The sequence below is a fragment of the Limnohabitans sp. genome, from assembly GCF_040401135.1.
In the GTDB taxonomy this organism is placed as follows: Bacteria; Pseudomonadota; Gammaproteobacteria; order Burkholderiales; family Burkholderiaceae_C; genus Limnohabitans.
Map to the genome: position 1 here is coordinate 12,133 of NZ_JBBAOV010000003.1, position 22,313 is coordinate 34,445.

Annotated in this window: 20 protein-coding genes; 11 read left to right on the forward strand and 9 right to left on the reverse strand. The window is 53.9% G+C overall.

Annotated elements, in window-relative coordinates; genetic code table 11:
* Positions 1 to 63 precede the first annotated feature (63 nt).
* Genes ABWP81_RS01510 through flhA form a run of 5 tightly spaced genes read right to left on the reverse strand, consistent with a single transcriptional unit; the run spans position 64 to position 6,045 of the window.
* Positions 64 to 942 carry a hypothetical protein gene (locus tag ABWP81_RS01510; protein WP_353138564.1) on the reverse strand — a complete coding sequence of 293 codons (879 nt, stop codon included), beginning with the start codon at positions 940 to 942 and terminating at the stop codon, positions 64 to 66.
* Positions 939 to 1,697: an RNA polymerase sigma factor FliA gene (gene fliA / locus ABWP81_RS01515; protein ID WP_353135053.1), complete on the reverse strand. Its 759-nt coding sequence runs from the start codon at positions 1,695 to 1,697 to the stop codon at positions 939 to 941. Before fliA ends, ABWP81_RS01510 begins: the two co-directional genes overlap by 4 nt.
* Positions 1,694 to 2,521 (reverse strand): MinD/ParA family protein, encoded by an 828-nt coding sequence (locus ABWP81_RS01520; protein WP_353138567.1) that lies wholly within the window; start codon positions 2,519 to 2,521, stop codon positions 1,694 to 1,696. The genes fliA and ABWP81_RS01520 overlap by 4 nt, the downstream gene beginning before the upstream one ends.
* Positions 2,514 to 3,911, reverse strand: a complete 1,398-nt coding sequence (locus ABWP81_RS01525) for a flagellar biosynthesis protein FlhF (protein ID WP_353138570.1) — start codon at positions 3,909 to 3,911, stop codon at positions 2,514 to 2,516. The genes ABWP81_RS01520 and ABWP81_RS01525 overlap by 8 nt, the downstream gene beginning before the upstream one ends.
* A 37-nt stretch (positions 3,912 to 3,948) precedes the next feature.
* Complete coding sequence (gene flhA, locus ABWP81_RS01530) at positions 3,949 to 6,045, reverse strand: flagellar biosynthesis protein FlhA (protein WP_353138573.1); 2,097 nt, start codon at positions 6,043 to 6,045, stop codon at positions 3,949 to 3,951.
* A 189-nt stretch (positions 6,046 to 6,234) separates the two neighbouring features.
* On the opposite strand from flhA, the gene ABWP81_RS01535 reads away from it, so the two are divergent.
* Genes ABWP81_RS01535 through fliN form a run of 4 tightly spaced genes read left to right on the forward strand, consistent with a single transcriptional unit; the run spans position 6,235 to position 9,964 of the window.
* Positions 6,235 to 7,932, forward strand: a complete 1,698-nt coding sequence (locus ABWP81_RS01535; protein ID WP_353138576.1) for a flagellar hook-length control protein FliK — start codon at positions 6,235 to 6,237, stop codon at positions 7,930 to 7,932.
* 35 nt (positions 7,933 to 7,967) lie between these two features.
* Positions 7,968 to 8,564 (forward strand): flagellar basal body-associated FliL family protein, encoded by a 597-nt coding sequence (locus ABWP81_RS01540; RefSeq protein WP_353138579.1) that lies wholly within the window; start codon positions 7,968 to 7,970, stop codon positions 8,562 to 8,564.
* 12 nt (positions 8,565 to 8,576) lie between these two features.
* Entirely contained in the window at positions 8,577 to 9,569 is a 993-nt protein-coding gene (gene fliM / locus ABWP81_RS01545) for a flagellar motor switch protein FliM (RefSeq protein ID WP_353135035.1), read from the forward strand.
* Positions 9,570 to 9,583: 14 nt separating this feature from the next.
* Entirely contained in the window at positions 9,584 to 9,964 is a 381-nt protein-coding gene (gene fliN / locus ABWP81_RS01550) for a flagellar motor switch protein FliN (RefSeq protein WP_353138582.1), read from the forward strand.
* A 13-nt stretch (positions 9,965 to 9,977) separates the two neighbouring features.
* Here the strand turns inward: fliN and ABWP81_RS01555 are convergent, their stop codons facing one another.
* Positions 9,978 to 10,313 carry a bactofilin family protein gene (locus tag ABWP81_RS01555; RefSeq protein WP_353135030.1) on the reverse strand — a complete coding sequence of 112 codons (336 nt, stop codon included), beginning with the start codon at positions 10,311 to 10,313 and terminating at the stop codon, positions 9,978 to 9,980.
* On the reverse strand, positions 10,310 to 10,918 hold the full coding sequence (locus ABWP81_RS01560; RefSeq protein WP_353138585.1) for a hypothetical protein: 609 nt from the start codon (positions 10,916 to 10,918) through the stop codon (positions 10,310 to 10,312). Before ABWP81_RS01560 ends, ABWP81_RS01555 begins: the two co-directional genes overlap by 4 nt.
* 116 nt (positions 10,919 to 11,034) lie before the next feature.
* On the opposite strand from ABWP81_RS01560, the gene ABWP81_RS01565 reads away from it, so the two are divergent.
* Complete coding sequence (locus ABWP81_RS01565) at positions 11,035 to 11,472, forward strand: hypothetical protein (RefSeq protein WP_353135024.1); 438 nt, start codon at positions 11,035 to 11,037, stop codon at positions 11,470 to 11,472.
* A gap of 111 nt (positions 11,473 to 11,583) precedes the next feature.
* Here the strand turns inward: ABWP81_RS01565 and ABWP81_RS01570 are convergent, their stop codons facing one another.
* Entirely contained in the window at positions 11,584 to 12,783 is a 1,200-nt protein-coding gene (locus ABWP81_RS01570) for a carbonic anhydrase family protein (RefSeq protein WP_353138587.1), read from the reverse strand.
* 270 nt (positions 12,784 to 13,053) lie between these two features.
* On the opposite strand from ABWP81_RS01570, the gene miaB reads away from it, so the two are divergent.
* Positions 13,054 to 14,397, forward strand: a complete 1,344-nt coding sequence (miaB, locus tag ABWP81_RS01575) for a tRNA (N6-isopentenyl adenosine(37)-C2)-methylthiotransferase MiaB (protein WP_353138590.1) — start codon at positions 13,054 to 13,056, stop codon at positions 14,395 to 14,397.
* A gap of 5 nt (positions 14,398 to 14,402) precedes the next feature.
* Here the strand turns inward: miaB and ffh are convergent, their stop codons facing one another.
* Entirely contained in the window at positions 14,403 to 15,785 is a 1,383-nt protein-coding gene (ffh, locus tag ABWP81_RS01580) for a signal recognition particle protein (RefSeq protein ID WP_353138593.1), read from the reverse strand.
* Between the two features lie 57 nt (positions 15,786 to 15,842).
* On the opposite strand from ffh, the gene ABWP81_RS01585 reads away from it, so the two are divergent.
* The 5 genes from ABWP81_RS01585 to ABWP81_RS01605 all read left to right on the forward strand — a co-directional run bounded on the left by ABWP81_RS01585 (position 15,843) and on the right by ABWP81_RS01605 (position 22,031).
* Positions 15,843 to 16,655 carry a cytochrome C assembly family protein gene (locus ABWP81_RS01585; protein WP_353138596.1) on the forward strand — a complete coding sequence of 271 codons (813 nt, stop codon included), beginning with the start codon at positions 15,843 to 15,845 and terminating at the stop codon, positions 16,653 to 16,655.
* Positions 16,652 to 16,864 carry a PP0621 family protein gene (locus ABWP81_RS01590; protein WP_353138599.1) on the forward strand — a complete coding sequence of 71 codons (213 nt, stop codon included), beginning with the start codon at positions 16,652 to 16,654 and terminating at the stop codon, positions 16,862 to 16,864. The genes ABWP81_RS01585 and ABWP81_RS01590 overlap by 4 nt, the downstream gene beginning before the upstream one ends.
* Before the next feature lie 4 nt (positions 16,865 to 16,868).
* A complete protein-coding gene (gene ampD, locus ABWP81_RS01595) occupies positions 16,869 to 17,438 on the forward strand; it encodes a 1,6-anhydro-N-acetylmuramyl-L-alanine amidase AmpD (protein WP_353138602.1) in 570 nt (189 codons plus the stop codon).
* Between the two features lie 372 nt (positions 17,439 to 17,810).
* The gene (locus ABWP81_RS01600; protein ID WP_353138605.1) at positions 17,811 to 20,726 is read left to right on the forward strand and encodes a ribonucleoside-diphosphate reductase subunit alpha; all 2,916 of its coding nucleotides are present in this window, start codon (positions 17,811 to 17,813) and stop codon (positions 20,724 to 20,726) included.
* 84 nt (positions 20,727 to 20,810) lie between these two features.
* Entirely contained in the window at positions 20,811 to 22,031 is a 1,221-nt protein-coding gene (locus tag ABWP81_RS01605; protein WP_353138608.1) for a ribonucleotide-diphosphate reductase subunit beta, read from the forward strand.
* The last annotated feature ends 282 nt before the right edge of the window (positions 22,032 to 22,313 follow it).

The window sequence follows — 22,313 nt, forward strand, 5'->3', positions numbered from 1 at the left end:
GGTGTTTCTTAACGTACACCAGCAGTATCGGAAGAGGCTATCCAAACTTGAGCTGAATTCATCTTAAACAGGCTTGACTTCAACGTCACTCGCTTCTTGAGGCAAAACCTCGGCCATTGACTCGGACGGCATGACCGCTTCGACCGTCTCAGCGGCAACTTCTTGCCGCTGTGCGTCTTCATAGGCTTGCACCTGTTCGCGGCCTTGAGCCAATTCTTCGGGAGAGAGTTGACGCTCAACGCTGTCTTCCAGCAAGCCATCACCCAACACCTCTGCCTTGGCAGATTCATCGGTCAAGGCCAGCAAAGTGTCTTTGTTGTCAGGCTCATCGGCCAGCGGCACGTCGTCAAACAAAAATTCAGAGAACGGGACCTCGTTGGTGATGCCCACGCGTTGGTAGAGCATGTCTGCCACGCTGTCCACCGTTTGCTGCAAGCGCACCAACACTTCAGGATTGGGGTCGTTGGCATAGGTGCTCGCAAACTCCAAAGCCGAGCGGTAGATGCTGCCCAAATGCTGCGGCGGCAACCAAGACTGAATAAAGCCACGGACGGTCGAAATTTTGCGCATCGAGCTAGGCACTTTGCTTTCGTCGCCGCCCACCTCTTCAAGGCCGTCTTTGAAGGTGGCCGTGATGTGCTCACGCAAAATGGGTTCGTAGTGCGGGCGCAAGGCCTCGATCATGCTTTCGTCAAAGCCCTCGATTTGCTTGCCATTCATGGCATCCCAGAGCTTTTTGCCCTCTAGACCCGAAAACAACAAGTCGCCAGGAATTTCGGTTTCGAACTCGGACATTCCCAGCATACCGGGCGTGCCCCGGCTATCTGGTTTAGGTGCCTCATACATCTTGGCCAAGTGATTGACCTTGTCGATCAGGTACAGGGTCAAGATCACTAAGAGCAACAAGATCCAAGAGATCATGTTCATCATGAAATTACTCATGCGCGTCTCCTTGATTCATGTTTGTGGGTTTCTGCGGCATCACCCACCTTGAGGGTGCCTCGCAGTTTTTTGACCACAGACGACAAAATTTGGCTCACGCGAGACTCGCTCACGCCGAGGGTTTCGCCGATCTCTTTGAGGTTGAACTCTTCCACGTAATAGAGTTGCATAACCAGCTGTTCACGCTCAGGCAATTGGGCAATGGCGTCGGTCACGGCGTCCATAAACTGCGCTTCTTCAACAATCACATCGGGTTGTTGCGAGCTGTCATCGGCAATCGTCATCACCTCTTCGGTGACCACTTCCATGGAATAGGTCTCGAAGCGCTTGGCTTTGCCGCGCTCTCGGTGGAAGTCTTCCAGATCTTTGCCCATGTATTCGGCAATCTCAGCTTGCGTAGGGGCACGCCCTAACTCGGCTGCCAATGCATGAATGGTGGTGTTGTGTTCTTTGTTGAAAGCCACTGCCGAGCGGGGCAGGAACGACAAGCGTCGCACCTCGTCCAACATGGCACCACGCACACGGCTGTGGGCAAAGTTTTCAAACTCAATACCTTTGACGGGATCGAAGGCGCGCGAGGCTTCGAGCAGACCAATCATGCCCACTTGAATCAGCTCGTCGAGCTCCATAAAGGCGGGAATACGGGCCTTTAAGTGCAAAGCAACGCGCTTGACCAGACCCAAATGGGCCATGACCAAGTCCTCCCCTTTGGGCTTGCAAGAACCGTACATTTCAATCGGTGAAAGTGCTCTCATGTGTCAGACGAACTGTTTTGCATCAGTCGCTCCATGAAGAATTGCAGACCGCCCGACGGGTGGTCAATGGTGCGCAAGTGCGTGCATGCGTCGGCTAAACGCATGTAATCACGAGCAGCGGCTGTGCCAGGGGCGAGTTCCATCACCGACTGGTATTTTTTGAGGGCGCGCAACACCATCTCGTCGTCTTCGATCGAGGTGAGGTAGTGCACCGACTCACCCAAGAAACGCACACAGACGTCGTTGAGTTTTTTGTACAGTTTCCAGCCTTCCGACTGGCTTTTGACCATGTTGGGCAAAAGGTAAATTTCGTCCAAGCCCATCTCTTTGCTCAAGATTTTGATGGTGCCATAGGCGTCAGCAATGGACGATGGATCGTCTTTGACCACAATGAAGCGGCGTTGGCAGGCAGCCAAGAAAGACAAGACAGAAGGCGAAATACCCGCAGCCACGTCCACAATTAAATAATCGACATCGTCGGCCAACACGCCAAACGACTGCACGATGCTGGCCGCTTGCACATCGCTTAGTCCTGCCAGCTCTTGCATGCCAGAGGCTCCGGGAATGAGCTTGACGCCTTGGCGGGTGGTGATGACAATTTCTTGCAGGGTTTTTTGACCTGCCAAGAAATGACCCAAGTTGTATTCGGCACGCGCGCCCAATGCAATTTGTGCATTGGCCAGCCCCAAGTCGGCGTCAAACAACATGACGCTGTGGCCCAGTTGGGAAAGCGCCACCGCCAAGTTGATGGAGGTGGTGGTTTTACCCACACCCCCCTTGCCGCTGGCTATGCCGATGACTTCTGTTCTGCGTGAATTACTCATGGGTCAAGCCTGTGGGTTCGGTTTTGAATTTGGCCGCAATTTGCGCTAACTTGGAAGCCGCCAGTTCATTGACCGCAGCTTCGCGGGCATTGAGTTGAACGTGTTCTTCGGTTTCTGGCAATGGCAAGTTGTCAAGGGCGCATTGCACCAAACCTGCCAAGGACACGTCTTGCACCAAGTCAGCCGTGCGCTCGCCGTGGCTTGCCACGGACACGCTCAAAACTTTGTCGGTCAAGAACTGCAACAAGGCCCAAGGTTGGTTGGATTCGTCGAGCTTGCTGAGCATCAAAGAGGCCCACACGTTGTCGGCGTTGTCAAACACACGGCGGATATTGGCGGCCGATGCGTCGGCTGGAATCACAGCGTGGCACTGCACATTCAAATTGAAGGCGCGAATCTCGGCCAAACGCTCGTTCATTTGCACGCCGGCGGTGTCGATCAAGATGAGTTTGCGGTCTACGTGTTCGTCAAGCAAGAGTTTGAGGGTCGACGCGTTGGTGGCGCGGAACGCGTCCACACCCGATTGGGCACAGAGCAACTGGGTTTGGTTCCAAGCACCCGCACGCTGGTCTTGAAAGCTGATGACCATGACTTTTTCGCTGCCGTGCAGCTGCGCAGCGTGTTGCGCCAAGCGAGCCACCATCATGGACTTGCCAGCGCCCGAGGGGCCAGCCAACGCATGAATACCCGACACGGGTGTTTGTGCTTGTTCTTGCTCCACAGAATGGGCCAGTTGTCGGCTCAAAGCGCCTAGGGCGTCGGCCATGTTGTTGTGGTCTTTGATGTTGTCGATCAACAAGGCGCGCAAGGCGACAGGAATGGGGGCGTCGTTCAAGGCATCGCGCAAGGGCGCAATGGCGGGTGGCAATGGCATGCCGCCATGTTGCCAAGCAGCCATTTGTTGGCCGAGTTTGAATTCACGGCGCAACGAGTTGAGTTCTTCACGCACCAAGGCCACGATTTCGCGGCCACGCAAGCTGTCGTGTTCTTCGGCAGCGCGTTTGGCTGATTCTTCAACCGGCTGAGCCGCTGTTTTGGCAGCGGTTTTGACTTTAGAGGCAGCAGCTTGGGAAGGTTTGGCCGCCATTTCCACGAGGGGCTTGGCCACTTGGGTGGCTTGGCGCTCGCGGGCATCGCGTTTGTTTTGATCGATGGTTTGGCCCAGCAACACATCAAACTTGCCACTTGGCTTGCCCGATGTGGCGTATCGGCTTTTCACAAACGGATCGGCTTCCTCGGGTGTGAGGGGGGCCAGATCAACCGCCACGATCAGCTCGGTCAAGCCATTGACTTGGCCGCTCGAGATGACGAGCACGTCCGGGCCGTATTGGGCCACGGCCTTTTCGTTGGCAGCGCGGATATCGCGGGCAAGGATGCGTTTGAGTTCCATAGGGTCAGCTCACTCTGTCTTGGTAATGGTTTGCGGGTTATCGGGCTTTGGCGTCCACCGTGTGGATCACTTTGACGGCCTGATCGTCCGGAATTTCGCTGTAAGACAGCACAGTCAAATCGTTCACGCGGAATCGTGAGGCTTTGGACAGCCAGCCACGAATTACGGGCGACACCACCAACACGGCGGGGTGGCCCATTTCCTCTACGGTGCGCGCGCCTTCGCGCAAACCGGCAAATAAGTTTTCAGACAGGCCAGGCTCCATCACCACGGCTTGGCCGGGCTGGCTTTGTTGCAACACGTTGTGCAGCAACTGTTCGAGCGATGGCTCAAGCGTCATGACTTGCAAACCGTTGTCGCTGTCAATCAGGCTTTGCATGATCATGCGGCCTAGCTTGGGGCGAACCATGGCGGTCAGTTGTTCTGGGTCTTGCGTGCGGGTGCTGGCCTCGGTCAAGGCTTCAGCAATGGTGCGCATGTCGCGGATCGATACCGATTCGGCCAACAAGTTTTGCAAGGTGCGGGTCAAGATGCCAAGGGACAACTTGCCGGGCACGAGGTCTTCCACAATCTTGGGCGACTTGGCGGCCAGTTTGTCGAGCAGCTGTTGGGTTTCGTCATGGCTCAACATGTCAGAGGCGTTTTCGCGCAGCACTTTGTTGAGGTGGGTAGAAATAGCGGTGGCGGCGTCGACCACGGTGTAGCCGAGGGTGCGCGCTTGATCGCGTTGTGAAGGCTCGATCCACACAGCTTCCAAACCAAAGGCGGGTTCGCGGGTGGCAATGCCTTCGAGTTGCCCATACACATGGCCGGGGTTGATGGCCAGCTCGCGGCCGACTTTGACTTCGCCTTTGCCCCGCACCACGCCTTTGAGCACGATGTTGTAAGCGTCTGGGTCGATGTTTAGGTCGTCTCGGATACGCACGGGTTGGACCAAAAAGCCCAGCTCGGCAGACAATTTTTTGCGCACGCCTTTGACGCGCGTCATCAGTTCGCCGCCGGTTTCGGCGTTGACCAAGGGGATCAGGCCGTAGCCGATTTCCAAACCGATCAGATCGACTTGGTCCACATCGTCCCAGTCGAGTTCTTTGGGGCCTTCAACGGGCACAGCGTCTTTGACGGCTTGTTCGGCTTGCTCTTCTTGCACGTCGCGGCTGACGATCATCAAACCCAACCCGGCAGATGCCAAGGCCAAGGTGATGAACATCAAATGCGGCATGCCAGGCACCATGCCCAAGATCAACAAAATCACGGACGAAATGAACAAGGCTGTGGGGTTAGCCAATTGCAGTGACGCTTGCTCAGAGATAGATTCGGAGGTCGTGACGCGTGTCACGATGATGGCGGTGGCCAGTGACAACAGCAACGAAGGAATTTGAGCGACCAAGCCGTCACCGATGGTGAGCAAGGTGTAAATCTTGCCAGCTTCAGCCACGGGCAAGTCATGCTGGACCACACCGATGATCAAGCCGCCGATCAAGTTGATCAACAGAATCAACAAGCCCGCCACAGCGTCACCGCTGACAAATTTGGAGGCACCGTCCATGGAGCCGAAGAAGTCAGACTCTTGAGCCAACTCGGCGCGGCGCAGCTTGGCGGTTTCTTGGTCGATGACGCCAGCGTTTAAATCGGCGTCAATCGACATTTGTTTGCCGGGCATGGCGTCCAAGGTGAAACGGGCGTTGACTTCAGAGACGCGGCCTGCACCTTTGGTCACCACAATAAAGTTGATGATCATCAAAATCGCAAAGATGATGAAGCCAACTACATAGTTACCCGCAATCACAAATTCACCAAATGCCGCGACCACTTTGCCAGCAGCCTCGTGACCGGTATGACCATCGACCAAGATGACGCGGGTGGATGCCACGTTCAGCGCCAAGCGCAACATAGTGGCAAACAACAACACCGTGGGGAAGGATGAAAACTCAAGGGGTTTACGGGTGCCGATGGCGATCATGATCACCACCAAACTGACAAGGATGTTGAAAGTAAACAAAAAGTCCAACAACACTGGAGGCAATGGCAAGACCAACATCGCCATGATGACGAGCACCACCACCGGAATACTGAGTCCGGAGAGGTCAAATTTTGACAAGTTCTGTCGAATCGTTGACAGAGTGAGAGTGCTCATTGATGAAATCCAGTTGAAAGTGGAACGTTTAGGTTGCTTTTCGCCTTGAAAAAACTTTCGAGGCATGTTCACTAAGCAATCGATGTGCCAAGTCAAACTGACACTGATGTGCCCCTCCGCTGTTAGCGGCAAGAACTGTCCTGTCACGGTTCTTGCTTAACTCGATGGCAAACTCGTTTAAAGACCACCATGAACCTGTCTAACTACCTTCAAATGCCACCAGCCCCGCTGGTGCCAAACAGCAGCCCAAGCACAGCGCCACAAGGCGCGCATTCTGGCGCTGGCCCGTCTGCGGGCGCCAGTTTGGGATTTGATTTCGCTCAGGTTATGGCGCGTCAAATGGAGCGCTTGTTGCCACAAGACCGGCAAACTTTTGCCGCTGATGTGCCCGAGCATCCCCAAACTGAAGCGCATACACAAGATTCACGCCCAGTCGAGGACGAGCGCAGCGAAAAACGCTCAGATGCTGCCCCATCAGACGATGCGTCAGACGACAAAGCTCCAAAACACGCGCACCAGCGCAACAAAGCTGTTGCACAAAAAGCAGAGGGCACGGATGTGGAGGTCTTGTTGGAAGGACTGATGCAAGGCGCGCCAGTTGCACCAGTTACGCCTGCTGCGCCAGTTCTGCCTGCTGCGCCAGTTGCGCCAGTTGCGCCAGCTGCAGTTTTGGCGCCTATCGCCAACACCCATGCCAGCCTTGACGCACCCACTGCTTTAGCCACCCCAGCAACAGCGCTGCAAACCGTGGTGCTCAGCCCGCAAGTCCACCTCATCACTGATCCGAATCAAGCGCCTAGCCCTGAGAGCTTGGCTGCTTTTGCCAAGTCCATGGGCTTGGACGAGTCGACGATCCAGAGCTTATTGGCCCAAACACCCGCCAATTCGCCATCAGCACTGACTGCTGGCTTGCCTTCACCCACCAACGCTTTGCAAGCGGCCATCAGCACCGCTTTGAATGGCGCGAGTTCAGACGGTGTTGCCAACGCCAACAACACATTTGCAGCACAACCGCCTGCCATAGTTGCCTCGGCCCAAACCCCGGTTGCGGCTTCTGGCGCAGGCTTGGCAGCGGCAGCCACCACTTTGGTAGCACCCGCATTGCCTGGCTTGACGACCACCGACATGGCGACCATTCAGCAATTGCAAATTACCGTGTTGCCAGCCGCTGTGCTGCCTTTAAATAACGCAGCCATTGCAGCCGCCGCCAACGCGCCTATGCCCAGCACGCTGGACATGTTGTCGTTGCTCGGCACGGGCGTCGATGAACAAGACGTGAGCGCCCTTTTGTCGCGCTTCTCTGAAGATGCAGGCAGCGACAGCCACCCAGAGCAGCAACAGGAATCGTCCAACGAAGCTAACAACTTCAGCAGCTTTGCCCAAGCCTTGAACCGCAGCAACAACGCGGCCCAAGCCGCCGCCAGTGCAGTTCCAACTGCCGCCAACATGGGCGAGGTCTATGACCAACTCAGCGACAAAATGGCGACTGAAATGGCCGCACGCATGCACAAACAACTGAGCGACGGCGAATGGAAAATGAAATTTGCGTTGCGTCCCTCTAATTTAGGCGGTGTGGAAATTCAACTCGAAATGAAAGACGGCAAACTCGACGCCATCTTCCGCGCCGATAACCCGCTCACGCGCGACTTGCTGCAAAACAGCAGCCAACGTTTGCGTGAAGCGCTTGGCAACTTTGGTATTAATGCAGGTCAGGTGAACGTCGGTCATGGCGACGCCAACAACCCACAAAACAACTCTGGGCATGCGGGCAAGCAGTCGCAAGTTAGAGACAATTCATCATCTCAAGTCAATGGGTCAGGCGACGCAATCAGTCGCACCTCTGCACCCCAAAAGGGCGCCGCGTCCTTGCTTGACCTTTATGTATAAATTACACGTGACAATCTGAATATTAGGAGAATGAAATGGCAACAGAAGCAGTAGCAGCAACGGCTGAAGAAGTCGTCGAAGTTGAACCGAAGAAAAAGAAACCCATTCTTTTGATCTTGGTGATCGCTTTATCCGTGATCGTCCTGATCATGTCCGTCACGTTTGGCACCTTGTTTTTCTCTGGCTACTTTGAGCGCAAGAGCGAAGCCGCCGCACACGAAAAAGTGGACATACTAGAAAAAGAGGCTGAGAGCGCCAAAGCTGCCTCACCCGGCAGCATGGCTAAAGTCAAGAAGGATGCCGAAACCACGCGCTTTGAGAACACTTACTTGGAAATCGACAAAGAGTTCATGACCAACATCACGAGCTCGAAAAAAATTATGGTCGTGAAAGTGGCCGTGATGACGCACTACGATTCGCGCGTGTTTGACAACATCAAAAAGCATGAATTCGCCATTCGCTCGGCAGTCTTAGACGTGATGCGTCAAAGCACCGAAGCCGATGTAGCCAAGTCTGACTTCCGCGTCGAATTAGCCGCAAAAGTCAAAGTTGTGATGAACGAGATGCTCATGAAGTACGAAGACTTCGGCGGCGTTGAAGACGTGTTCTTCACCTCTTTTGTGATGCAGTAACTAATCAAGCCCATGAAATCTAACCTGCTCTCGGACGAAGAACTGGCCGCACTGTCGGAAGGCGTGCGCGACGGTTCGATCGAGACCGACACTGGCTTCAACAACAGCGTGCGAGTGCGCAAGCATGACCTCGCCAGCGAAGACAGCAGCCTGGGTGTGAACGTGTCGTCGATCGACATGATCAACGAACGCTTCATCCGACTGTTCCGTCTTGGCTTGCTTGAAGTGCTGCGTTCTAGCCCGCGTGTGAACCCCACACGTGTGCAAATTTTGAAGTTTGGCGACTACCTCAAAGGCTTGCGTGCCCCGTTATCGGTCAACATGATTCGCATGAATCCGCTGCGCGGCAACTCGGTGATCATCATCGACCCCAATGTGGTGTTCAGCTCGCTTGACAGCTTTTTTGGTGGCTTTGGCAAAGGCGTGGGCGAGTTGCCGCCCAGCCGATTGTTCACCCCTACTGAAACACGCATCATCAAGATTATTCTGGATGTGTTCTTTCGTTCGCTCACCGAAGCGTGGGGGCCATTGATGCCCATCGAATGCGAGCACGTGAGCTCTGAGATCAACCCTCAGTTTGCACAAATCGCCGACGAAAATGACTTGGTCGTTCTAAGCCGCTTCGAAGCCGATGCCACTGCAAGTGGTGGCAAAGGCTTCATCGACTTGGTCTACCCCTACGCCACCTTAAAGCCCATACGCGAACTGCTGAGTAGCCGTGTGCAAAGCGGCGAAGGCAACGAAGAGTCAGACCGTAAATGGCGCAAAGCCCTTGCCGATGCGGTGGGCGACGCGAAGCTGGATTTACAAGTCACCATGGGTGACATCAAAACCACACTGCACCACTTGAACCATCTGCAAGAAGGCGATTTGTTGTTCTTCAAAAAAGACGACACCGCGCTGATGAGCACCAACGGCGTCCCCACGTTCCACGTCAATGTGGGCACACGCGGCTCACAAGTTGCGGTGCAAATTGACCACGAACATGTTCACGGCAAAACCTGAGACAGGAAAACATCATGACCGACGAAAAAGAAAACCCAACTCCAGAACACGACGAAGCCGAGGCAGCTGTCACGGAAGCGGCCGCCCACGATGACGGTGAACCCAGCTTGGAGGACTTCAAGCCCACCATGCCCGGCAACATTAACCCCGAGGTGTTGCAAAACATCGTCGTGAACTTGTCCATCGAAGTGGGTCGCGCTCAAATCAAAATCAAAGATTTGATGCGACTGACGCAAGGCAGCGTGGTCGAGCTCGATCGCATAGCGGGCGAGCCCCTCGACCTGTTGGTCAACAACTCGATCGTGGCACAAGGTGAAATTGTTTTGGTGAACGACCGCTACGGTGTTCGCCTGACGCGTGTGGTGCCCTCTTCAGAGCGCCTCAAGCTTATTTAACAGTTGATGCGATTTAACGCTGGATCATGTCGCCTTTGATCTGACCACCGCGCTCGATCTCAATTTCCCCATAGGTTACAGCGCCGTTCACACGGCCTGTGCCACGGACAATCAGCAACTCACGACTGGTCACGGTTTCGTTCAATTCACCTTTGACATCGACAAACTGTGCCGTGGTTTTGCCGGTGACCACGCCAGAAGCGCCTATCAGTACATCGCGAGCCTCTAGCTCGCCGTCAAACTTGCCAGAGATGATGGCCTGATTGGGCGCTTTGATTGAGCCCTTGAACACCACACCCTCACCGATGAAGATGCTGTTTTCTTGGGACATGTCATTTTTATCGGTCATTTCTTACTTTCTGTGATGAATTCAAGTGCTGGGGTGATAGCTGCCAAACAATCGCTCGCGCTGCCTTTGTCCAATGCCGCCGTGCGCAACCCACGAATGTAGAGCGCCCAAATAGAGTGGCAACGGGCGTCGATATGGTCAAAACCCTGCGCTTGTAAAGCGTTGAAGATGGGTGTCATGAGCTTCATGGCTTGATTGGTGACACGCGCTTCGTCGACCACCGACCACATCCAGGCATACGACTGAATGGCGGTACGAAATGCCAAATGTTTTAAATCATGTTGGTAGAGCTGAAACACATAGGATTTGACTTGCTCGTTGAGCGAAGACCCCATGGTTGTCAGATCAAGACTCATTAATTTCTGAATCAGAATCTCGTTTTCAGCCACCACCACATGGCACACCAAGTTCGCCTTGGTAAAACCAAACTCCATCAACTGCGGAAGGGTCATTCGGTTGTCTTTGGCAATTTGTGCCAAGGTCAGTTCGTTGAACTGATCTGTATCTATTTTTTCTTTGAGGTAAAGCACTAGGCTGACGAGCCGATTCTTTAATAACAATGGCAGCTCAACTCCGTCGCTTTCTTTGATTCTTTGAAAATTCATAGGAAATTTTTACTCAATAATTTGCAAGCGAATTGAAAAAACTGTCAATATTGTCATCAAAATCAACCGGATGGTCTATACGCCTTAAGGCGTATGCCCACAACCTTCAGACGCTCATGAACGCTCACCTCATCGACCCCCAAGCCATGCTTCGTCTGCGGGCCTTGTGCAAACTCGACCACGCACGTGTGGCCCGTTTGTGCGGATTGACTGAAGCTCAGGTGCGCGAGCTTGAAGCGGATGGCTATGGCCAATTTACGTCTCATGAAGCCAAGGTTCAAGCGGCACTGAAAATTGCCTGTTCGCTCAGCGGAGCACAGCCCAACGGCATGCCTGTGGTGAATGTGTTTCGATCGCGGGCAGTGGGCGATGGGGTTGGGCTGCGACTGCCCAACTTCAAAATTGAGCAAGCGCCGGCGCCCAAAACCAAATTTCCAGACTCGCCAGAGTTCTTCAAGCTACTGCTGATCTTTGTGGTGTTGGTGTTTTTGCTGGTGGCAGTGGCCATGCCCTTGCTCTACAGCCTGCCTTCGCCGCCGCCCAAACTCTCTTAAATTTAAATCGGGCGTCAGGCCAACACATCGCGCTTGGTTGATAAGCGCACGTCAACATGAAAAAGGCCTGCTCTGAATCAACAGAGCAGGCTTTTTAGTTGGATCAAAAACTTAGTTTGCGTTAATCTTGCGGCCATTCAAAGGCTGCACAGGACGTGCGTTGCGCTTGAAGGGGAAGTCCATGACTTGCTTTTTACCAATGTCCACGGGTGTCTTCAAGATATAGAAGTTCACGCCTTCGGTACAAGGTGGTGTGGTCAACGAGCCTTCGTAGTTGTAGTGCGTCAAAGCGGCGGGCACCAAACTGCTGGGATCAAACTTAACCTTGTCAACCACTACCTCTGGGCCTTCGGCTTTAGGGGCGTTGTTCCATATGGTTTGAATGGCAGCGTTGTCTTTGCCGTCATTCAGCAACACGCCCAACACGGCCAACTTGCCATCGGCGTTTTTGTGCACAAAGTGCGCCACCATGGCCATGGGCTTGCCATCAATCTGTTCTTCGCTGGGACGGTGAAAGTGAAACTGCAAGAGGTTGAACACGTCTTTGTTGATCTTCAACGTGCTGCCCGGCTCCACATTGACTTGAATGGTGTGGCCGTTGTTCAAAATTTTCAACGGGCCTTCTTTGTAGTTGACCACCAACACGTCTTTGGATTTATCAAATGGGCCGGTGATGTTCAACGGCGCTTGCTTGGTGCCTTTGCCGCAGGTGGGGAACTCGTCGCCCCAGTTCTCTGGGCCCATGTCACCGGCGTAGTCCCAATGCACCGCATGGCCTTTTTTATGACCCTTGGAATGCGATTGATCTGCGGCACAGTCGGCCAAGACTTTGACTTTTTGCCCCGCTGCAGCCAGCGCCCTTTGAGCCGCGCAAATTGACTTTAAGCGAGAGGACCACTCGGCCATCTCCATCGCCTTTTGAAACGCGCTGATGGTTTCTGGGTCATCCGCTCCATTGGTCAACAAGCGCAAAGCGCCCAAGCCCAATTGGCGTTCGCTGGTCACAGTGCCTTTTTGGGCCTTGATGAAAGCTTCATAGTCTTGCAAAACCACGCCGTTGCTGAATGATTCTTTGACAGCCTCAAGCTGCTTGGCGGCTGGCTCAGCCTCTTCCAACCTCTCTTTGGCTTCTTCCAATTCCTTGGTCAGCTTTTCGAGTTCTACTTGGGCTTCGCTAGCGCCTTCGCTGGCTTCGGTCAGTTCGCCCATGACATGGTTTTTACCGGTGTAGCTCCAGTAACCAAATGCCAAAGCGCCTGCCAGCAGCAGACCCATGACGATTTCAATGATCAGTCTTAAATATTTTTTCATGGCCATTCACTTGAGTGGGTGCATTTTGAGAGAGCCAAACAGCAACGCGCAATACACGCTCCTGTTTGGGCTGGTTAGTGGGTATCGGCATGATTTGACACAAGCTTTAATCACCACATGGATTGACAAATTATTGCCGCAACCAATTAAAGCAATAAATGTGCACAAAACAGGCCCGCACCGCGCCAACATTACAATAGATAGCTTCTTTCACAGCCTCTGGATCTACACCATGAACCGCTGCTTTTATCCCCACGGGGAGGCTCAACCATGAGCCGCAAAGTCTTTATCAAAACCTTCGGCTGCCAGATGAACGAGTACGACTCGGACAAGATGGCCGACGTCTTGGGCGAAGCACAAGGCTACGAAAAAACCAACGACGTGGAAGAAGCCGATCTGATCGTCTTCAACACCTGCTCGGTACGCGAGAAGGCCCAAGAAAAGGTGTTTTCTGACCTGGGCCGTATTCAGTACTTAAAAGCCAAAGGCGTGAAAATTGCGGTGGGCGGCTGCGTGGCCAGCCAAGAAGGCGCCACCATCATTGCGCGCGCGCCCTATGTGGACGTGGTATTTGGCCCGCAAACCTTGCACCGATTGCCCGAGCTGTTGAACCAACGTGAATTGCTCATGCGCCCGCAAGTGGACATCAGCTTCCCCGAAATTGAGAAGTTTGACCACCTGCCCCCTGCACGCGTCGAAGGCGGCAGCGCCTATGTGAGCATCATGGAAGGCTGCAGCAAATATTGCAGCTACTGCGTGGTGCCCTACACCCGTGGCGAAGAAGTGAGCCGTCCGTTTGACGACGTGTTGGTTGAAGTGGCGGGCTTGGCCGCACAAGGCGTGAAAGAGGTCACGCTCTTAGGCCAAAACGTCAATGCCTACCGTGGCACCATGGGCGGCACGTCTGAGATTGCCGACTTTGCATTGATGATCGAATACGTGGCCGAGATTCCTGGCATCGAGCGCATCCGCTACACCACCAGCCACCCCAACGAGTTCACACAACGCTTGATTGATGTGTACGCCAAGGTGCCGCAACTGGTGAGCCACTTGCACTTGCCCGTGCAACACGGCAGCGACCGCATTTTGATGGCCATGAAGCGTGGCTACACCGCCATGGAATACAAGAGCACGGTCAAGAAGCTGCGCGCCATTCGCCCAGACATGGCGATGAGCTCGGACTTCATCGTGGGCTTTCCGGGCGAGACCGAAGAAGACCACCAAAAGCTCATCAAGCTCATGCACGACGTGTACTTTGACAACTCGTTCAGCTTCATCTTCAGTCCGCGTCCCGGCACACCAGCAGCCAACCTGCACGATGACACGCCGCACGCGGTGAAACTGCGCCGCTTGCAAGAGGTGCAAAAAATCATCGAAGACAACATGCGCGACATCAACGTGCAACGCGTGGGCAGCGTGCAACGCGTGCTGGTGGATGGCTTTGCCAAGAAAGACGCCACCGAACTACGTGCGCGCACCGAGTGCAACCGCATCGTCAACTTCAAAGGCGGGCCCAATCCTGAGCGCCTGATGAATCAGCTGATTGACGTGAAGATTACGGAGGCCAATCCGCACTCGCTGCGCGGGGAGGTGTGGGTGAAAGAGTCGGCTTAATTGAATTAACGCATGCCAGGGAAGCCGCCACCGCCCCCCATCATGCCTTTCATGCCGCCTAGCTTTTTCATCATCTTCATCATGCCGCCGCCGCTCATCTTCTTCATCATGCTTTGCATTTGCTCGAACTCTTTGAGCAAGCGGTTCACGTCTTGCACTTGAACGCCTGCACCCGCAGCAATGCGACGCTTGCGGGTGGCTTTGATGAGGTCAGGTTTGCGCCGCTCCAAAGGCGTCATGCTGTGGATGATGCCTTGCTTGCGGCCAATGTCTTTCTCGGCCTTGTCCATGTCTACCTGACCGGCCTTGGCAGCCATTTGCGCTGGTAATTTATCCATGAGGTTGGACAGGCCGCCCATAGAGCGCATTTGTTGAATTTGTGCGAGGAAGTCATTCAAGTCAAACGCATCGCCGCGTTTGACTTTGTCGGCCAGCTTTTGCGCAGCCGCCATGTCCACATTGGCAGTGACTTGTTCGACCAAGGCCAAGATGTCGCCCATACCCAGCACACGGCCGGCGTGGCGATTGGCATCGAACAGTTCCAAACCGTCCAGCTTTTCGCTGGTACCCGCAAACTTGATGGGCGCACCGGTGATTTGGCGCACCGACAACGCGGCACCGCCGCGTGAGTCGCCGTCGAGCTTGGTCAACACAATGCCGGTTAAAGGCAAGGCATCACTGAACGCTTTGGCGGTGTTGATGGCGTCTTGGCCTTGCATGGCATCCACCACAAACAAAGTTTCGACCGGGTTCAACACCCTGTGCAACTCTTTGATTTCAGCCATCAAGGCTTCGTCAATGGCCAAGCGACCTGCCGTGTCGACCAACAACACATCAAAGTAATGTTTGCGGGCGTAGTCGAGCGCTGCGCGGGCAATGTCAGCAGGCTTTTGATCAGGAGAGCTGGGGAACCATTCGGCACCGGCTTGCGCGGTGACGGTTTTGAGCTGCTCAATCGCTGCGGGACGGTACACGTCGCCTGAGACGGTCAGCACTTTTTTCTTGCGTTGGTTGATCAGCCAACGGGCCAGCTTGGCGGTGGTGGTGGTTTTACCGGCGCCTTGCAAGCCGGCCATCAAAATGACGGCGGGCGGTTGAGCGGCAAGGTTTAGGTCGCTCACACCTTCGCCCATGGTGGCGGCCAACTCTTGGTTGACGATGGCGACCAAGGCTTGGCCTGGCTGCAGCGAGCCCACCACTTCTTGGCCCAAAGCTTTTTCTTTCACACGCGCAATGAAGTCGCGCACCACGGGCAGCGCCACGTCGGCTTCGAGCAAGGCCATGCGCACCTCGCGCAACATGTCGGCCACATTGCTTTCGGTAATGCGGGCCTGTCCACTGATGTGTTTAACGAGGCGCGAGAGTTTGTCGGTCAGGGCTGATGCCATATTGAACCCTTGCTGGGGCTTGGTTTGAAGTGTCTAGCAAAACGCTAAACTGTTGTCATGATTTTAGCCAGCGACATTCCGCTCAACCTTTGGCTTGGCGTTCCCACGGCAGCCGTTTACGCACTCACGGCCCTGATTGGCCCGCGGGTGGCCCCCAGCATGGGTCATCGCTTGATCATTGCGCCTTTGGCACTGCATGGCTTTGGCTTGGTGTTCGCTCTGTTTGCGCCACAAGACGGTGGCTTGCGGTTTGGTTTTGCGCCTGCGTTGTCCGTCACCATATGGTTGATGCTCACGTTTTACGCCTTAGAGCAACATTGGTTTCCCCAGCTTCGCATGCGATGGGCGCTGTCTTTTCTTGGTGTTTTTGTGGTGATGTTGGCATGCGTGTTTCCTGGCACCGTGCTCCAAACACAAACCTCACCTCTGCTGCCTCTGCACTTGGCCCTGGGTGTGGCGTCTTATGGTTTGTTTGCTGCAGCCGTGGTGCATGCGGCGATGATGACTCGGGTAGAAAAAAACATGCGTATGGGTGCTGAGACGCATGTAAGTTTGCCCTTGCTCACGCTGGAGCGCTTGACTTTTAGGTTTGTGACCGCTGGATTTGTTTTGCTGACGGCAACCTTGGCCGCAGGTTGGTTGTTTGGCGACAGTTTGTATGGCAAACAAGCGGCGTGGCGTTGGGATCACAAAACCGTCTTCTCCCTCATGTCTTGGTTAACCTTTGCTGTGCTTCTTATCGCACGCAATCGATTTGGCTGGCGTGGCCGCAAAGCAGTTCGGGTTCTCTATGTAGGCACAAGTTTGTTGATGTTGGGTTATGCAGGTTCGCGCTTTGTGCTGGAAGTCATTTTGGACCGCGCATCATGAAATACCTCATTCTTCTGCTCATTGTCTTGGTTGGTATTTGGTGGATTCGCCAACAACGCAAACCCAAACCACCATCAGACAAGCCCAAAGACCCACTAGAAATGGTGGCCTGCGTGCATTGCGGCACACATGTGCCTGAGAACGATGCAACAAAAGGCACCAAAGGCGCGTATTGCAGTCAGGCACACCGCGAAACCCATGAAGGCTGAGCCCATGACGACGATGTGGCGCGACGGCTGGTACAGCTTTGCCAAGCACACGGCTTCGCCCAATTTTGGTCCCCGCCCTGCAAACACCTCGATTGACTTGCTAGTGGTGCACGCGATCAGCCTGCCGCCGGGCCATTACGGTGGCCCAGAAATTGAAGCGCTGTTCACGAATACGTTGGATTGGGATGCGCACCCTTACTTCCAGCAGATTCGTGGCACTGAGGTGTCCGCGCACTTTGTGATTCGCCGCGACGGCGCGCTGATTCAGTTTGTCAGCTGCGACGACCGAGCATGGCACGCAGGCCGATCAAGTTTTCAAGGGCGCGACAACTGCAATGATTTTTCAATAGGCATTGAGCTCGAAGGCTTAGAAGGTCACAGCTTTGAAGCCCCTCAGTACGAAACGCTGAGCAGCGTGTGCGCGGCCATCGAACAACATTACAAACTGCATCACATAGCAGGTCATGAACATGTGGCCCCTGATCGCAAACAGGACCCAGGCTCTGGGTTTGATTGGCCACTTTTGCAGCAATCTTTGGGATGGGCTGACAAAAGCTTTCCTGCTAAGAATTAATTTTCCGTCATTCATAAAAAAAATATTTTTTATGAATTTTGCGTTTCTCAATTGCAGTGTCAGACGCCATGCGTATCAGCGGCCCAAACAACTTGAAATACGGCGTCAACGCTAGATTTTTAATTCAATCGCCCACCAACACTGAGCTCAAGCAGGTGTCAAAAGTCCGGTGTGCCAGACTCTTCATTTGATGATATTTCAAATGTAATCATTTTCTACCAAAACACTACCTGTAGCGTATTGGCACACCGTCGAACACCAGATATAGTGTCGACTTGGATTTTTGAAAAGCGGTCACGACACCGTTTTTACTTCGCTTCTGACCTCGCTTTTGCTAAGCACGATTGAACTGCTCTCAAGGAATAAAAACACATGCAAATCGCAGAAACCGCTGTGCACACCACCCCAACGGGCCACGCCTCTATTGCGCACGACCGTGCGGCCACAGACGCCCCCACCCTGTTGACGCATTACCAAATCATCCGCCGCAATGGTGCTGTGGTTCCTTTCGAACCTGCCAAGATTGCTGTAGCGATGATGAAAGCGTTTTTGGCCGTGCACGGCACACAAGGCGCGGCATCGGCCAGCGTTCGCGAAATGGTCGAAGTGCTGACACAAGGCGTGGTTCGCGCCCTGATGCGTTCACGCCCAGGTGGCGGTACCTTTCACATTGAAGATGTACAAGACCAAGTCGAATTGGGCTTGATGCGTGGTGGCCATCATGAAATCGCTCGTGCTTACGTGCTGTACCGCGAGGGTCGCAACCAAGAGCGTGCCCACATCAAAGAAGAGAGGGCACCTGCTGCACCGACTTTGCACGTCATCGACCACGGCCAACGCGTGGCCTTGGACTTAAACAACCTGCAACGCCTGATCAACGACTCATGCGCTGGCTTGGGTGCTGATGTCAAACCCGAGCCCATCATGGCCGAGACCATGCGCAACCTCTACGACGGTGTACCCATGGACGAGGTTTACAAAGCCGCTGTCTTGGCCACACGCACGCTGATCGAAAAAGATCCCGACTACACCTATGCCACGGCACGTTTGTTGATGCACACCATCGCCAAAGAAGTGCTGGGCAAAGAAGTGCTGCACGCCGACATGGGCCAGCACTACGCTGAGTACTTCCCGCAGTTCATCCAAAAAGGCGTGGACAACGAATTGCTTGACCCAGCCATGTTGCAGTTTGACCTGCCACGCTTGGGCGCAGCACTCAAAGCCAGCCGCGATTTGCAATTTGATTACCTTGGCCTACAAACTCTGTATGACCGTTACTTCTTGCACGTGCGTAAGACCCGTATCGAATTGCCACAAGCCTTCTTCATGCGCGTGGCTATGGGCCTGTCGCTCAATGAAGTGGACCGCGAAGCCCGCGCCATTGAATTCTATGAAGTGCTGTCGTCGTTTGACTTCATGTCGAGCACTCCCACGTTGTTCAACAGCGGCACGTTGCGCTCACAGCTCTCTAGCTGCTATTTGTCTACCGTGCCTGACAACTTAGACGGCATCTATGAGCTGATCAAAGAAAACGCTTTGTTGTCTAAATTTGCCGGCGGCCTGGGCAATGACTGGACGCGCGTGCGCGCTTTGGGTAGCCACATCAAAGGCACAAACGGCGAGTCGCAAGGCGTGGTGCCATTCTTGAAAGTCGTCAACGACACCGCCGTGGCGGTGAACCAAGGCGGCAAGCGCAAAGGCGCTGTGTGTACCTATTTGGAAACTTGGCACTTAGACATCGAGGAATTCCTTGAGTTGCGCAAGAACACCGGTGACGATCGCCGTCGCACCCACGACATGAACACCGCCAACTGGATTCCAGACTTGTTCATGCGCCGCGTCATGGAAAAAGGCGAGTGGACTTTGTTCTCTCCATCTGACGTGCCTGATTTGCACGACTTGTTTGGTGCCCCGTTCGAAGCCGCTTATGTAGCCTATGAAGCCAAAGCCAAGCGCGGTGAGATCAAGCCCAGCAAGACAGTCCAAGCTTCAGATATGTGGCGCAAGATGTTGACCATGTTGTTTGAAACGGGCCACCCTTGGATCACGTTCAAAGACCCCTGCAACGTGCGCTCTCCTCAGCAACACGTGGGCGTGGTGCATTCGTCCAACCTATGTACCGAGATCACACTCAACACCAGCGACACCGAAACTGCGGTGTGTAACTTGGGCTCCGTCAACTTGTCTCAACACTTAAAAGAAGGCCCCAACGGTAAAGAACTCGACCACGACAAACTCAAGCGCACCATCAAAGTGGCCATGCGCATGCTCGACAACGTGATCGACATCAATTACTACGCCGTCAAGAAAGCTCGTGACTCAAACTTGCGTCATCGTCCTGTGGGCATGGGCATCATGGCCTTCCAAGATAGCTTGTACGAAATGCGTGTGCCCTATGCTTCACAAGCTGCGGTTGAGTTTGCTGACACCTCCATGGAAGCCGTTTGTTACTACGCCTACTGGGCATCATCCGAGTTGGCCAAAGAACGCGGCCAATACGCCAGCTATAAAGGTTCGCTGTGGGACCAAGGCATCTTGCCCATCGACTCACTCGACATGCTGGCCCAGGCACGCGGTGGCTACCTTGAAGTCGATCGCAGCAAGACCATGGATTGGGACGCCCTTCGCGCCAAGATTGCCAAGGACGGCATGCGTAACTCCAACTGCGTGGCTATCGCGCCGACAGCCACCATTTCCAACATCATTGGTGTGGATGCGTCCATCGAGCCTTGCTTTGGCAACTTGTCCGTCAAGTCCAACCTGTCAGGTGAGTTCACCATCATCAACCACTACTTGGTGCACGACTTGAAGCGCCTCGGCTTGTGGGACGACGTGATGGTCATGGACCTAAAGCATTTTGACGGTTCTTTGCGAGCTATCGACCGTGTGCCACAAGAAATCAAATCCTTGTATGCCACCGCGTTTGAAGTCGATGCCGCTTGGTTGGTCGAAGCTGCATCGCGCCGCCAAAAATGGATTGATCAAGCGCAATCGCTCAATATTTATATGGCAGGCGCATCGGGCAAAAAGCTCGACGAAACCTACAAGCTTGCTTGGCTGCGCGGCTTGAAGACCACTTACTACCTGCGCACCTCTAGCGCACAACAAGTTGAGAAATCAACTGTGCAAGCTGGCTCTCACAACTCGGTGTCGTCGGGGTCAGCTGTGAGCGGCATGAGCGCTCTCGAAACTGCCGCCGCTGCTGCGCAAGCGCAGATGAATGCCATACCTGCCACTGACATTGCGTTTTGCGGTGTGGACGATCCCACTTGCGAATCGTGTCAGTGATACAACAAAAACTGGCAACGAAGTTGACAAATGCTTTGCGTTTTTCTTCGTTGCATTCATAATTCACACATTGGATAAATACATATGTTGACCTGGGACGAAGAAGTCAAGCCCTCATCGCCATCACCTCTTGCAAGCGGACTACCTCACCGCTCGATGGAACTCACACCTCTTTCTGTGACACCTGCCGCTCAGCCTGTTGCGGTGACACGGACTCTGAATGACGGTGCAACCGTCACTTCCACGCCAGCACCCGCGCAACCTAACACTGCAGCCGCCACCAGTACTCGTCGCGTGACTGCTGCTGACAAGCGCATCATCAACGGCCAAACCGACGTCAACCAGTTGGTCCCGTTCAAATACAAATGGGCTTGGGAAAAATACCTTGCCACCTGCGCCAACCACTGGATGCCCCAAGAGGTAAACATGACGCGCGACATCGCGTTGTGGAAAGACCCCAATGGCCTGACTGATGACGAGCGTCGTTTGATCATGCGCAACCTCGGCTTCTTCGTCACTGCCGACTCATTGGCTGCCAACAATATTGTGTTGGGCACTTACCGCCACATCACAGCACCTGAGTGCCGTCAGTTCTTGTTGCGCCAAGCGTTTGAAGAAGCGATTCACACACACGCTTACCAATACATTGTTGAGTCTTTGGGCTTGGATGAAGGCGAGATCTTCAACGCGTACCACGAAGTTAAATCGATCCGTGACAAAGACGAGTTTCTGATTCCGTTCATCGAAGCCATCATGGATCCCAACTTCCACACGGGCACCTTGCAAACTGATCAAACACTGTTGAAGTCTTTGATTGTGTTCGCTTGCTTGATGGAAGGCTTGTTCTTCTATGTGGGCTTCACCCAAATTTTGGCCTTGGGTCGTCAAAACAAAATGACGGGTGCTGCTGAACAGTACCAATACATCTTGCGCGATGAGTCTATGCATTGCAACTTTGGTATCGACTTGATCAACCAAATCAAGCTCGAGAACCCGCAGCTGTGGACCGCAGAGTTCAAAGAAGAGATCAACGCCTTGTTTATGAAAGCTGTTGAGCTCGAATACCGATATGCGGAAGACACCATGCCACGTGGCGTGTTGGGCTTGAATGCTTCAATGTTCAAGGGCTACTTGCGCTACATCGCCAATCGCCGTGCCACACAAATCGGCTTAGAAGCCCTGTTTCCCAATGAAGAAAATCCGTTCCCTTGGATGAGCGAGATGATCGACCTCAAGAAAGAACGTAACTTCTTTGAAACCCGCGTGATCGAGTACCAATCTGGTGGTGCACTGTCTTGGGATTGATGGCTTAAACACATACATGTCACCTAATTTGTCCCCCACGCCTACAAACATCCGCTCTCGAGGTGTTGTGGTGGACGCACCCTGTTCATGGGGTTGGACCCGGGTCCAGCGCCATGAATCGCTTTGCACACAAAAACCAGTGCAAAGTGTTTTTCACCCAATGATCTAAATTCGATCTAGGAGAACAGAAATGGCAACTGCAAAAAAACCGGCCGCTAAAAAGGCCCCTGCAAAGAAAGCTGTCGCGGCCAAAAAGCCAGCAGCTAAGAAAGTCGCGGCTAA